The 13,107-nt window shown below is 68.6% G+C and carries 12 protein-coding genes; 9 read left to right on the top strand and 3 right to left on the bottom strand.

Translation table 11 applies throughout. The features are described 5' to 3' along the window. Positions 1–115: 115 nt before the first annotated feature. Positions 116–634 (bottom strand): hypothetical protein, encoded by a 519-nt coding sequence (locus BST13_RS14845; protein WP_083164795.1) that lies wholly within the window; start codon positions 632–634, stop codon positions 116–118. A gap of 503 nt (positions 635–1,137) precedes the next feature. On the opposite strand from BST13_RS14845, the gene mihF reads away from it, so the two are divergent. The 6 genes from mihF (at position 1,138) to BST13_RS14815 (ending at position 5,780) form a co-directional block, all read left to right on the top strand. Then, a complete protein-coding gene (gene mihF / locus BST13_RS14840) occupies positions 1,138–1,455 on the top strand; it encodes an integration host factor, actinobacterial type (RefSeq protein WP_003894434.1) in 318 nt (105 codons plus the stop codon). 10 nt (positions 1,456–1,465) lie between these two features. Further along, complete coding sequence (gene gmk / locus BST13_RS14835) at positions 1,466–2,047, top strand: guanylate kinase (RefSeq protein ID WP_083164794.1); 582 nt, start codon at positions 1,466–1,468, stop codon at positions 2,045–2,047. Between the two features lie 87 nt (positions 2,048–2,134). Then, positions 2,135–2,458, top strand: coding sequence for a DNA-directed RNA polymerase subunit omega (gene rpoZ, locus BST13_RS14830; protein ID WP_029372871.1), 324 nt, complete (start codon positions 2,135–2,137; stop codon positions 2,456–2,458). Between the two features lie 50 nt (positions 2,459–2,508). Beyond that, positions 2,509–3,756 (top strand): bifunctional phosphopantothenoylcysteine decarboxylase/phosphopantothenate--cysteine ligase CoaBC, encoded by a 1,248-nt coding sequence (gene coaBC / locus BST13_RS14825; RefSeq protein ID WP_083164793.1) that lies wholly within the window; start codon positions 2,509–2,511, stop codon positions 3,754–3,756. Positions 3,757–3,895: 139 nt separating this feature from the next. Then, positions 3,896–5,095: a methionine adenosyltransferase gene (metK, locus tag BST13_RS14820; RefSeq protein ID WP_083164792.1), complete on the top strand. Its 1,200-nt coding sequence runs from the start codon at positions 3,896–3,898 to the stop codon at positions 5,093–5,095. Between the two features lie 238 nt (positions 5,096–5,333). After that, positions 5,334–5,780 carry a hypothetical protein gene (locus BST13_RS14815; RefSeq protein ID WP_083164791.1) on the top strand — a complete coding sequence of 149 codons (447 nt, stop codon included), beginning with the start codon at positions 5,334–5,336 and terminating at the stop codon, positions 5,778–5,780. Between the two features lie 113 nt (positions 5,781–5,893). Here BST13_RS14815 and BST13_RS14810 read toward each other — a convergent pair whose 3' ends face one another. Next, positions 5,894–7,369 carry a flavin-containing monooxygenase gene (locus tag BST13_RS14810; protein WP_245839642.1) on the bottom strand — a complete coding sequence of 492 codons (1,476 nt, stop codon included), beginning with the start codon at positions 7,367–7,369 and terminating at the stop codon, positions 5,894–5,896. A gap of 230 nt (positions 7,370–7,599) precedes the next feature. Beyond that, positions 7,600–8,550 carry an alpha/beta hydrolase gene (locus tag BST13_RS14805; protein ID WP_083164790.1) on the bottom strand — a complete coding sequence of 317 codons (951 nt, stop codon included), beginning with the start codon at positions 8,548–8,550 and terminating at the stop codon, positions 7,600–7,602. Between BST13_RS14805 and BST13_RS14800 the strand changes: the two genes are divergently transcribed. The 3 genes from BST13_RS14800 to BST13_RS14790 all read left to right on the top strand — a co-directional run. Further along, on the top strand, positions 8,513–9,271 hold the full coding sequence (locus BST13_RS14800) for a lysoplasmalogenase (RefSeq protein WP_083164789.1): 759 nt from the start codon (positions 8,513–8,515) through the stop codon (positions 9,269–9,271). The genes BST13_RS14805 and BST13_RS14800 overlap by 38 nt on opposite strands. Next, positions 9,268–11,268, top strand: coding sequence for a primosomal protein N' (locus tag BST13_RS14795; protein WP_083164788.1), 2,001 nt, complete (start codon positions 9,268–9,270; stop codon positions 11,266–11,268). The genes BST13_RS14800 and BST13_RS14795 overlap by 4 nt, the downstream gene beginning before the upstream one ends. A 45-nt stretch (positions 11,269–11,313) precedes the next feature. Further along, positions 11,314–13,107, top strand: a 1,794-nt coding sequence (locus BST13_RS14790) for a DUF2207 domain-containing protein (RefSeq protein WP_083164787.1), incomplete at its 3' end; no start/stop codon positions are given.

Below are 13,107 nucleotides of genomic sequence, written 5' to 3'. Positions count from 1 at the left end.
GATCAAATCTTAGTGCCGCCGCCGCTGGATGACGCGTATGCGCCGGGCTCGACGCGCGGACGTCGGGCCGCCGTATGCGGCGACCCGACGCCACCTGGCGGTGGCTCTCACCCGATCACAGGGGGATCCAGATGCCGAACAACCAGAAGCCCCAGGCGTTGTAGCCCGGATCGAAGACCGGGGTCACCCAGTTGCCGTTGTAGTTGAACGGCTGATGATCCCAGCGGCCCTGGTCGATGCCGCGCCAGCCGAGGCCGGGCGGTGGCGGAGGCGGAGGATCCCATCGGTGATCGCCGCCGTGGTCGTCACCGCCAGGCCAGCCCCCCGGGCCTCCAGGCCCGCGATCAGGCCCGCCGGGCCAGTTTCCGGGTCCCCGATCGGGTCCGCCCGGGTCGCCCTGCCAGCGTCCGGGATCTCCGGGGCCGTTGTCCGGGCCTCTGTGATCTTGGCCGCCTGGTCCTGGACCGCCTGGTCCTGGACCGCCAGGTCCTGGGCCGCCCGGGCCCTGGCAGTTTCCGAAATTGCACGGCGGCGGACCCGGTTGCGCGGAGGCCACCGGCGCCCCGAGGGCGAGAGTGGCCGCTCCGACCGCGACAGTCGCGGCGGAAGCGCAGGTCAGTCGCTTGATATTCATGTCCAGCTTCCCTCCGAACGGAGTGTGGTACCCGACTCTCGCGACGTTATTTAGCTAAGCTGTGCATCGGCTTTGCGGCAGTTATGTGGGCGTTAGGCGTCACATGGGCGCCGGCCTGTCGGGCTTGTCACGGCCGCTGCCGACACGCCCGACACGCCGTGACCAGCGAAAATTTTCTCGGAGGCGCTGTGTGACCGCTGGTCGTCCCCGGTCGTGACGGCGCCGTGCTTGTACCAGGTCAGCTGCGGAGCGCGCGAAAACCGTTGACGTGCAGGGATATCCGCTGCGGCGGACGGAGTTCGAGGTGTCCGCGGGGATACCAGGCCCGCTTCCCGCGGGCTGTTGCGGCGCACTACACGCTGGGCTTTTAGCGCTGTAACCAGGGGGTGGGGTTAGCTTTCGTCAGCCCGCGTGGGTACGGTCGTCGTCGCTGGCTGGTTTGTTTTCCAGCCGATCAAAACAAGTGATGGCCGAAGAAGAATTGCCAGGAGACGGAGGAACCCGTGGCCCTTCCCCAGTTGACCGACGAACAGCGCGCGGCAGCGTTGGAGAAGGCTGCTGCCGCACGTCGAGCGCGAGCCGAGCTCAAGGACCGGCTCAAGCGCGGCGGCACCAACCTCAAGCAGGTGCTCACCGACGCCGAGACCGATGAGGTCTTGGGCAAGATGAAGGTCTCCGCGCTGCTGGAGGCCCTGCCCAAGGTCGGCAAGGTCAAGGCGCAGGAAATCATGACCGAACTGGAAATCGCACCGACGCGCCGGTTGCGCGGCCTCGGCGACCGGCAGCGCAAGGCTCTGCTGGAGAAGTTCGACCAGTCCTAAGGCGCACAGGTTGAGCGTCGGCCGAGGGGTCGGACAGCCCCGAGTCGTGGTGTTGTCCGGCCCCTCTGCCGTCGGGAAGTCCACCGTGGTCCGCTGCCTGCGGGAGCGGGTTCCCGACTTGTATTTCTCCGTCTCCGTCACGACCAGGGCCCCGCGGCCCGGCGAGGTGGACGGTGTCGACTACTTCTTCGTCAGCCCCGAGCAGTTTCAGAAACTGATCGAGACCGACGCTCTGCTGGAATGGGCCGAGATCCACGGGGGCCTGCACCGCTCGGGTACACCCCGGGAGCCGGTGCGTGACGCCGCCCGAGCCGGCCGCCCGGTGCTGATCGAGGTCGACCTGGCCGGCGCCAGGGCCGTCAAGAAGGCGATGCCCGAGGTCGTCTCGGTCTTCCTCGCACCGCCCAGCTGGGACGAACTGGTGAGCCGATTGTCCGGGCGCGGTACCGAGACGCCCGAGGTGATGGCCCGCCGGCTGGAGACGGCGCGGGCGGAGATGGCCGCTCAGGGCGACTTTGACCAGGTCGTCGTGAACCGCCAGTTGGATTCGGCGTGCGCCGAATTGGTATCCTTGCTGGTGGGCCAAAACTGACCTGGCCTCAGTCCGACTTGATCGGGCCCGCGGGCCACCCCGCCAATAATCCAAAAGCATTCTTGATAACCGCCAGGAGACCTTTTCGTGAGCACCCCGCATGCCGATGCGCAGCTGACCGCTGCGGACGATCTGGGCATCGATTCGTCCGCAGTCAGCGCCTACGACACGCCGCTGGGCATCACCAACCCGCCCATCGACGAGTTGCTGGACCGCGCGTCGAGCAAGTACGCCCTGGTGATCTACGCCGCCAAGCGCGCACGTCAGATCAATGACTACTACAACCAGCTCGGCGACGGCATCCTCGAGTATGTCGGCCCGCTGGTCGAGCCCGGCCTGCAGGAGAAGCCGCTGTCCATCGCGATGCGTGAGATCCACGAGGATCTGCTCGAGCACACCGAGGGCGAATAACGTAGGCGGGGCCGTGCGTCGATGAGCCTCTCGGGCGAAGAGCAGATGGCATGAGCACGACGCGGAAGCGCATCGTCGTCGGAGTTGCCGGCGGCATCGCCGCCTATAAGGCGTGCACCGTTGTCCGACAACTGACCGAGGCCGGCCACTCCGTGCGGGTGGCCCCGACCGAGTCGGCGCTGCGGTTCATCGGCGCCGCCACGTTCGAGGCGTTGTCCGGCAACCCGGTGCACACCGGGGTGTTCGAGGATGTTCACGAGGTTCCGCACGTCCGGATCGGCCAGGAGGCTGATCTCGTCGTCGTCGCACCGGCCACCGCCGACCTGCTGGCCCGAGCGGTCGCCGGCCGGGCTGACGACCTGCTGACCGCAACGCTGCTCACGGCACGATGTCCAGTGCTGTTCGCGCCGGCCATGCACACCGAGATGTGGTTCCACCCGGCGACCGTCGACAACGTCGCGACGCTGCGTCGCCGCGGCGCTGTGGTGCTCGAACCCGCCTCGGGCCGGCTCACCGGGCAGGACAGCGGCGCCGGCCGGCTGCCCGAAGCCGAGGAGATCACCACCCTGGCGCAGTTGCTGCTCGACCGCGGCGACGCTCTGCCGTACGACATGTCCGGGGTGAAGGTGCTCGTGACCGCGGGCGGTACCCGCGAACCCCTTGATCCGGTGCGGTTCATCGGCAATCGCAGCTCCGGAAAGCAGGGCTATGCGATGGCGCGCGTGCTGGCCCAGCGGGGCGCAGAGGTGACGCTCATCGCCGGGAACACCGCAGGACTGGTCGACCCGGCCGGCGTCGAGGTGCTGCACATCGGGTCGGCCACTCAGCTGCGCGACGCGGTGTCCAAGCGTGCGCCGGGCGCGAACGTTCTGGTGATGGCGGCCGCCGTTGCCGATTTCCGGCCGGCGCATGTGGCGACCAGCAAGATCAAGAAGGGCGCGTCCGAGCCGAGTTCGATCGACCTGATCCGCAACGACGACGTGCTCGCCGGTGTCGTCCGGGCGCGAGCCGACGGTCAATTGCCAAATATGCGTGCGATCGTCGGGTTCGCCGCCGAAACCGGTGACGCCAACGGGGACGTGCTGTTCCACGCTCGGGCAAAACTGCAGCGCAAGGGCTGCGACCTGCTGGTCGTGAACGCAGTGGGGGAGAACCGGGCCTTCGAGGTCGACCACAACGACGGATGGTTGCTGGGCTCCGACGGCACCGAAGTCGCCCTGGAGCACGGATCGAAGACGCTGATGGCGACCCGTATCGTGGACTCGATCGCGGCTTTCCTGCGCAGTTGCGGCGCCTGAAACCGGCGTCCGAATTTCGGTGCGGGTAAGCCTTGCGCAACGGCGTTCCACACGCTTGGGTGCAAACTGGGCAGAGATATAATTCGCCTAACTAAGCTTTTTGTAGGTTTTGATACGTGAACGGAAAGGAAGCGGACCCGTGAGCCAAGGCCGCCTGTTTACCAGTGAGTCGGTAACCGAAGGGCACCCCGACAAGATCTGTGACGCGATCAGCGACTCTGTGCTCGACGCGCTGCTGGAGCAGGATCCGAAGTCGCGGGTCGCCGTGGAGACGCTGGTCACCACCGGCCAGGTGCACGTCGCCGGTGAGGTCACCACCTCCGCCTACGCCGACATCCCCAAGATCGTGCGCGACCGCATCCTGGAGATCGGGTACGACTCGTCGACCAAGGGCTTCGACGGGGCCTCCTGCGGTGTCAACATCGCCATCGGTTCACAGTCGCCCGACATCGCCCAGGGCGTCGACACCGCGCACGAGGCCCGCGTTGAGGGCGCGGGTGACCCGCTGGACGCCCAGGGCGCCGGCGACCAGGGCCTGATGTTCGGGTACGCGATCAGCGACACCCCGGAGCTCATGCCGCTGCCCATCGCGCTGGCCCACCGGTTGGCCCGTCGGCTCACCGAGGTCCGCAAGAACGGCGTGCTCGACTACCTGCGTCCCGACGGCAAGACCCAGGTCACCATCCAGTACGACGGCAAGACCCCCGTGCGGCTCGACACCGTGGTGCTGTCGACCCAGCACGCCGAGGGCGTCGACCTGGACGCGACGCTCACCCCGGACATCCGGGAGAAGGTCGTCAACACGGTTCTCAACGATCTCGGCCACGAGTCCCTCGACACATCCGACTACCGACTGCTCGTCAACCCGACCGGCAAGTTCGTACTGGGTGGGCCGATGGGTGATGCCGGCCTGACCGGCCGCAAGATCATCGTCGACACGTACGGCGGCTGGGCCCGCCACGGCGGCGGCGCGTTCTCCGGCAAGGATCCGTCAAAGGTGGACCGCTCCGCGGCGTACGCGATGCGCTGGGTGGCCAAGAACGTCGTCGCAGCCGGGCTGGCCGAGCGCGTCGAGGTCCAGGTGGCCTACGCGATCGGCAAGGCGGCGCCCGTGGGTCTGTTCGTCGAGACCTTCGGCACCGAGACCGTGGACCCCGCACGCATCGAGAAGGCCATCAGCAGCGTGTTCGACCTGCGGCCCGGCGCCATCATCCGCGACCTGGACCTGCTGCGCCCGATCTACGCCCAGACCGCGGCCTACGGCCACTTCGGCCGCACCGATGTCGAACTGCCCTGGGAGCAGCTCACCAAGGTCGACGACCTGAAGGCTTCGGTCTAATACCCCTTCTGCCGAGGCTTCCCTCGGCGAGCAGTCCCCCGCAAGCGGGAGGGACCCCCAGTCAAAGCCCCCGACACGCCGGTGTTCGGGGGCTTTGACGTCTGTTGGCGCTTGATTGGCACCTTTGCTGTGCGCTAGGCCACACAGCGTGAACATAGCTGGACCCTAAGGGTTTCCCATCGCGATTGATCAAGATATCCCGGTTGCTCAACGAACCCGACCGGAAGGAATCTATGCGATGACGATGGAACCTGAGTCGACAACGACCTGGCGCCGCCGCGCCGCCCTCGCACTCGGCATGGCCGCACTGGCGGCCGCGTTCGCGGTGGCGTGCGGCTCGAACGGCTCAGCGCCGCAGACATCCAGCACGACCACGACGACCACAACTACTCCGACTACCACCACCGCGGCCAACGACAGCGGCAGTTCGTCAGGCGGTGGGGGCGGTGCCGCACCGCGCCACCACGAGGAGGGGCAGGCGCCGGCCGATACCGTCACGCAAACCGACACCGCCACCGCCACGCAAACCGAGACGCAGACTCAGACCGAGACGTCCACGGCCACGCAGACTGTGCAGCAGCGCCCGGGCGGGCAGGAGCAGCGGCCCAACGAACGCAACCAGTACGGCGGACAGAACCAGTACAACGGCGCTAACCAGCCGAACCAGCAGTCCAGCGGTCACTGACCCTCGCCGAGCAGACGTGTAAGTCCCCGAAAACCGGTGTGTCGCGGACTTTCACGTCTGCTCGCCGGAGAAGCCAGCCGGAGAAACCAGCCGGAGAAACTCGCGGGAGAAAGCTATCCGGTGAACCGATAGTCGTCGAGGTCGAAGCTGCGGCTGCGCCAGTACGCCTCGGGCGTGCTGGCCGGCCGCAGCGGGACATCACCGTTGCGGTCGAAGTAGTAGCTGTTGGCGTTGGTGCAGCTGTCCTGCCAGAAGATCTGGCGGTGACGCTTGCGCATCATCTCGGCGAAATAGCGGTCGTTGGCCTCCTGCCGCACCTCGACGCGGTGGGCGGCCCGCCGGTCGGCCTGGGCGATGCAGCGCACCAGGTGGTGGGTCTGGGCCTCGATGAGGGCGAAATAGGAGGACCCGACGTAGCCGTATGGGCCCATCACGGTGAAGTAGTTCGGGAATCCCGGGATGCTGACACCTTCGTAGGCCTGCATGCGGTGCTCTTCCCAGAATGCGCTGAGCGTCTGGCCGCTGGGCCCGGTGATGTCGAACGTCATCGCGTCGACGTCCATCACCTTGAAGCCCGTCGCCAGGATCAGCACGTCCACGTCATACGTGGTCCCGTCGGCGGTGGCGACGCCGGATCCGGTGATCTTGTCGATCGGCTCGGTGACGAGGGTGACGTTGTCGCGGTTGAACGTCGACAGGTAGGTGTTGTGGAATCCGGGCCGTTTGCAGCCGACGGCGTAGCGGGGAGTGAGCTTGTCGCGCAGCACCGGGTCGCGCACCTCGCGGCGCAGGTATGCCCGGCCCGCGGCGTCGGCCCGCTTGGCGAACGGATTGACGGTGAAGTACTGCGCGGCCAGCGGAAAGGTGAATTCGACGTAGGCCTGGCTGAGCAGGCGGTGGACGGTCCGCCCGCCGGGCACTCGCATGGCCCAGCGTGCCGCAGTAGGTAGCGGCACATCGAATTTCGGGAAACACCAGATGGGCGTGCGCTGAAAAACGGTGAGCTGCTGAACAATTGGGGCGATCTCGGGAATCACCTGGACCGCGGTGGCGCCGGTTCCGATGATCGCCACGCGCTTGCCCGTCAGGTCCTGGGTGTGGTCCCACCGTGCGGTGTGCATCGTGACACCGGAAAAGGAGTCCACGCCGTCGATGTCGGGGAGTTTAGGGATGGTGAGCACACCGCTGGCGTTGACGAGGAATCGTGCGGTGATGATCTCGCCGGTGTTCAGTTCGACGCGCCAAACGTTTTCGTCGCCATCGAACACCGCACCAGACACCTCGACGTTGAACCGGATCCGCGACCGCAGCCGGTACTTGTCGACGCAGTGCTCGGCGTACGCGCGCAGCTCGCGTCCCGGCGCGTACGTCCGCGACCAGTTCGGCGACTGTTCGAACGAGAACTGGTAGGAGAACGACGGAATATCCACGGCCACACCGGGATACCGATTCCAGAACCAGGTTCCGCCGACGCCGTCGCCGGCCTCGACGATGAGGTAGTCGGCCAATCCGGCCTTGTCCAGATTGACCGCGGCGCCGATGCCGGAGAATCCGGCTCCCACGATCAGAGTGTGGTAATCGGCCATCAACGCGTCCCCCTCCTGCGTCTTGCCCGCGTCGAATCCGACCATGATCGCCGCGCGTCGCGCGTCATGTCCCATGTGTCCAGCCGCTGCGGCGGTGCTCCCATGCGTCCACGGTAGGGCGGACAGCCGGAATTGAGAATGGCACTATTCGGGCACGGAGACGGGAGTTTGGGACTCGGCGCCGACCGCACGGCGTGCCGGCGAGCGCGTTTTACCGCGGACGGCAGCTCACGTCAGCCGTGCAGCGCAGCCCGCAGCGCGGCCAGCGCCCGCTCGGATGCCTCGGTCGCCGCAGGCACCACACCCACGTATCCGAGGTAGCCATGCACCAGGGTCTCGGCGACGTGCAGTTCGACGGGCACCCCGGCCGCCCGCAACAGTTCGGCGTAGCGCGCGCCGTCATCGCGCAGCGGATCGTGGCCCGCGGTGGCGATGTAGGCCGGGGGCAGATCGGCCAGGCTCTCGGCCCGGGCCGGCAGCAGGGTGGCCGGGGGATTGGTCAGGTCGACGTCCTTGCTGACGTACCACTTGGTGAATCCCTTGACCGCGGCCAGATCCAGGATCGGGGCGTCGGCATTCTCGGTGAACGACGGCAGCGAGGTGTCACCGGTGGTGGCCGGATACCAGAGCAGCTGGAATCGGATCGCCGGAGCGCCCGCGTCACGCGCCAGCTGCGCCATGACCGCGCTGAGGTTGCCACCGGCCGAATCCCCGGCGACCGCCAGCCGGTCCGGGTCGGCGCCGAGTTCGGCGGCGTGCGCGGCCACCCACCGGGTGGCGGCCCAGGCGTCGTCGACGGCGGCCGGGAACGGGTGCTCGGGCGCCAGCCGGTAGCCCACCGACACCACGACAGCCTCGGCGGCCACCGCATGTTGCCGGGCTATGCCGTCGTAATCGTCGATATCACCGACCGACCAGCCGCCGCCATGGATGAACACCACGACCGGCAGCGTCGTCGCGTCGGCCGCCGGCGGCCGGTACACCCGCAGCGAAATCGGGCCCGCCGGGCCCTCGATGGTGAGGTCCTCGGTCACGACGTCGGGATGAACGTCGCGGCGCGGCAATTCCTTGAACTTCCGTCGGGCCTCCTCGACGCCGTCGGCGGTGGAAAGTTGGAACGGCACCACCTGCAGTACCTTCTGCAGGATGGCATCGACAGCCGGCTTCTCGTCAGCAACAGACACTCCGTCACCGTACGCACACCGCCGCACGGCGTGGCTGTGGGTCGCGGCTGCCGTCGTCGGGGCGGGCTACGGGGTGTTCCTGATCGTGGCTGCGACCGGCCTGCCGACCGGGGCCGACCTCACCGGGCAGTTCCCGGGGCAGCCCGCCGTCAAGGCCCTGACTGCGGTGCTGCTGGCAGCCGCGGCGCTGGGCCATCCGATCGTGCGCGAACGCCGGTGGTTGGTTGGGGCGCTGGGTTTTTCGGCTGCGGGGGATTTCCTGCTCGCGATGCCGTGGTGGCAGCCGTCGTTCGTCCTGGGTCTGGCGGCCTTCCTGGTCGCGCACCTGTGTTTCCTGGCCGCGTTGTTGCCACTCGCGCACCGGACGACTCCGCGGTTGGTCGCGGTCGCCGCCACCGTGACGGCGTGCCTGGCGCTGCTGGTCTGGTTCTGGCCCCGGCTGCTCGAGCAGGGAATGGCAGTGCCGGTGACGGCCTACATCGCAGTGCTCGGCGCCATGGTGTGCACGGCACTGCTGGCCGAGCTGCCGACCCCGTGGACAGCGCTGGGCGCCGTGACGTTCGCGGTGTCCGACTCGATGATCGGGATCAGCCAGTTCGTGCGTGGTGACCAGCTGCTGGCGGTCCCGATCTGGTGGGCCTACGCGGCGTCGCTACTTCTGATCACTGCCGGGTTGTTCTTCGCCCGGACGTCAGGGCGTTCTGGTACACCGGCGCCGTGACCACCACCCGGCAGGCGGCCGAGCACGAGCCCATCGCGCGAGTCCTGCCGATGCTGTCGGTACCGCATCTGGACCGCGAGTTCGATTACCTGGTCTCGGCAGAGCAGTCCGACGACGCGCAGCCCGGGGTCCGGGTGCGGGTGCGGTTCCACGGTCGGCTGGTCGACGCGTTCCTGCTGGAGCGCCGATCGGACACCGACCACACCGGCAAGCTGGGCTGGCTGGACCGCGTGGTGTCGCCCGAATCGGTGCTCACCGCCGAGGTTCGGCGGCTGGTCGACGCCGTCGCCGCGCGCTACGCCGGGACTCGAGCCGACGTGTTGCGCCTGGCGGTGCCGCCGCGGCACGCCACGGTGGAGAAACAGACACCGGCCGAACCTGACCCGGTGCCGCAGGCCGCCGTGGATCCCGCCGCATGGGCCCGTTACGGACGCGGCGAACAGTTCCTCACGGCGTTGCAGGACGGCCGTGCGGCGCGCGCGGTGTGGCAGGCGCTGCCGGGGGAGCACTGGCCGCAGCGGCTGGCCGAGGCCGCGGCGGTGACGGTGTGCGCAGACCACGGCGTGCTGGCGATCATGCCGGATCAGCGCGACGTGGACGCGCTGTACGCCGCGGCGCTCCAGCATCTTCCGGCGTCGCGGGTGGCGGCATTGTCGGCCGGGCTGGGCCCGGCGCAGCGGTACCGACGCTGGCTCTCGGTCCTGCGCGGCGATGCCCGGTTGGTGATCGGCACGCGCAGCGCGGTGTTCGCCCCTGTCCGGGATCTCGGCCTGGTGCTGGTGTGGGACGACGGCGACGACAACCTCGCCGAGCCGCGCGCACCGTACCCGCACGCCCGCGAGGTGGCGATGCTGCGGGCACACCAATTGCGTTGTGCGGCAATGATCGGTGGCTACGCCCGCACCGCCGAGGCCCAAGCCCTGGTGCGCACCCGCTGGGCCCACGACCTGGTGGCGGCCCGGCCGGTGGTGCGAGCGGCCGCGGCTCGCGTGGTGGCGCTCGAGGACAGCGGATATGCGCAGGAACGCGATCCGGCCGCCCGCACCGCCCGGTTGCCGTCGATGGCGTTGCAGGCCGCCCGTGCGGCGTTGCAGGCCGAGCGTCCGGTGCTGGTCCAGGTACCGCGGCGCGGCTACGTCCCCGCGCTGGCCTGTGCGCGTTGTCGCACGATCGCCCGCTGCAGGCACTGCACCGGTCCGATGGCCCTGCCGGATCGCGACAGCGCGGCCGCCGAATGCCGATGGTGTGGGCGTCCCGAACCGACACTGCGGTGTGTGCGCTGCGGTTCGGATGCCGTGCGCGCCGTCGTCGTCGGAGCCCGCCGCACCGCCGAAGAACTCGGTCGCGCCTTCCCGGGGGCCAGCGTGATCACCTCCGGGGGCGACGCCGTCGTGGCCGCCGTGGGCGACGGGCCCGCGCTGGTGGTCTCGACGCCGGGCGCCGAACCGGTTGCCGAGGGCGGTTACGGCGCCGCCCTGCTGCTCGACGGCTGGGCGCTGCTGGGCCGGCAGGACCTGCGAGCCGCTGAGGACACCTTGCGGCGCTGGATGGCCGCCGCAGCCCTGGTGCGGCCCCGCAGCGACGGCGGCGTGGTCGCGGTGGTGGCCGAGGCGGCCATACCCACCGTGCAGTCGTTGATCCGCTGGGATCCCGTCGGCCACGCCGACGCCGAGCTCGACGCCCGCGGCGAGGTCGGGTTGCCGCCGGCAGTGCACATGGCGGCCGTCGACGGCACCGGACCCGCGGTGACAGCCCTGTTGGAAGCCGCGCAATTCCCCGACTCGGCCGAACTACTCGGCCCGGTCGAATTGCCGCCGGGTGCCCGGCGCCCGCCCGGCGTCGACCCGGATGCCGACGTGACACGGATGCTGGTCCGGGTGCCGCGCAACGACGGATTGGCGCTGGCGGCGGCGCTACGCCGGGCGACGACGGTGCTCAGTGCGCGCCGGGAACAGGAGCCTTCTCGTGTGCAAATCGACCCGTTGCACATAGGGTAGGCCGGACATCGCACCAGCACATCGATGCGCCGGACGGGAGGTGTCATGCGTCGGGTTCTGGCCTGGTCGCTCGCGTTGGTGCTCATCGTGTTCGGGCTGCTGTGGCCCACTTTCTGGCCCAGCGGCGGCGGTGACACAGCGACCGACGACCCGGTCTTCATCACCGACTACGCGGCGGATCTCAGGGTCGGTGCCGACGGCAGGCTGACCGCCGTCGAGACCATCACCGCGGACTTCCCCGGCGGACGCCACGGGATCTTTCGCTACTGGGATGTGGCCAACCAGAACAATCCGCGGTTGCGCCAGCCGCCCACGATCACCTCGGTCCGACTCAACGGGGCGCCGGCCCACTATGAGCTGCTGGACGAAGACGGTGGGCGGTTCGCGGTGGCCAAGATCGGCGACCCGAACCGCACCCTGAACTCCGGCCGCCAGATCTTCGAGATCCGCTACACCATCGACGGCGTCCTCGACCCCGGACGAATCGGCGCAGACAAGACGTTTGCGGGATCCATCGGCAATCCCAACTCCACTTCGGCGTTCTACTGGAACGTCATCGCCCCGGCATGGAACAACCGGATCGATCGCGCCCGGGTCAGCCTCACCCTCCCGGGCGCGGCCACCGGTGCCCAGTGCAGCGTCGGCTATGGCGTCGGCCGAGCCTGCAAAGACCTGGCCACCATGGGCGACACCGTCCAGCTCACCGCCGTCGATCTGGATCCCCACACCCCCGTCACGCTGCGCGCCGGTGTCGACGTGCCCACCCCGCCGCAGTTCACGCTGCCCTGGCCGTACACGTGGGATCAGGTGCTGGGCCGATCGGTGGCGGGAGTGATCTGGGTGGCGGCACTGTCGGTGGCACTGGGCCTGGCCGCCTTCGGTTGGTGGCGGCGGACCTCGGAACGACCGCCTGGTTTCCCGCTGCAGTACACACCGCCGGACGGGATCGGCCCGGTGCAGGCCGAGTACATCCGCACCGAAACGATTCCGAAGAGTGGGCTGACCGCGACGCTGTTCCATCTCGCCGACCGCGGACTGATCGAGTTACGTCAGGTCGGCGCGGAGCACTGGAACATCCGCGGCCTCGCCAGCCAGTCGGCGTGGGCCGACGTCGACCCGGTCGGTGCCGCCGTGGGACAGGCGCTGGGTGTTTCGTACAAGAACAGCGAGTTCCGGGCCAGGAAGACAGCGACCTCCGGCCAGAAACTCAACAAGGCGAAGACCAATATGGCTGCCGCCGTGCGCAAGTGGGCCTTCGACAACGATCTCATGGTCAAACGTCCCGAGGAACTGTGGCTGCGTGGCGCCAACGCAGTGGCCCTCGTTGCGGCGCTGTGCGGCTTCCTGACCTGGTTCGGTGCCGGGGTGACCATGTGGGGTCTGCCGTTCGCGGTGTTCTTTCTGGTCACGGCCCCGTCGTGGCGCGCCGGGCTGGGCACCAGACGCACCGCCGCGGGACGCGAACTCTGGTCGCGGGTGGGCGGATTCCACCGCCTGCTGTCCACCGACTCGGCCGAAACCCGGTTCGACTTCGCGGCGCGCAAGGATCTCTACACCGCCTACATCCCGTTCGCGGTGGCCGCCGGGACCGCGGCGTTGTGGGCCAAGAAATATCAGGATGTCACGGGAGACGTTGCCCCACAACCGGATTGGTACCACTCCTCGTCATCGAGCGTCGGTTGGGCCATGACGGGTGGATCCGGCGGGGTGAGCTTCGACAGTTTCGATTCGGCGCTGTCGTCATCGATCGGCGCGTACACCGCAGCACAGTCATCGTCATCGTCGTCCGGTGGCGGAGGGTTCAGCAGCGGCGGCGGAGGGTTCAGCGGTGGCGGCGGC

This window comes from Mycobacterium aquaticum (assembly GCF_002086485.1).
GTDB classification, from domain to species: domain Bacteria; phylum Actinomycetota; class Actinomycetes; order Mycobacteriales; family Mycobacteriaceae; genus Mycobacterium; species Mycobacterium aquaticum.
This window is presented reverse-complemented; position numbering and strand designations above follow the sequence as displayed.

Excerpts from the sequence above, each read along its gene's own strand:
- BST13_RS14845 (WP_083164795.1), bottom strand. The coding sequence starts at position 634 with ATGAATATCAAGCGACTGACCTGCGCTTCCGCCGCGACTGTCGCGGTC.
- coaBC (WP_083164793.1), top strand. The coding sequence starts at position 2,509 with ATGAGCACGACGCGGAAGCGCATCGTCGTCGGAGTTGCCGGCGGCATC.
- BST13_RS14815 (WP_083164791.1), top strand. The coding sequence starts at position 5,334 with ATGACGATGGAACCTGAGTCGACAACGACCTGGCGCCGCCGCGCCGCC.
- BST13_RS14800 (WP_083164789.1), top strand. The coding sequence starts at position 8,513 with ATGGCATCGACAGCCGGCTTCTCGTCAGCAACAGACACTCCGTCACCG.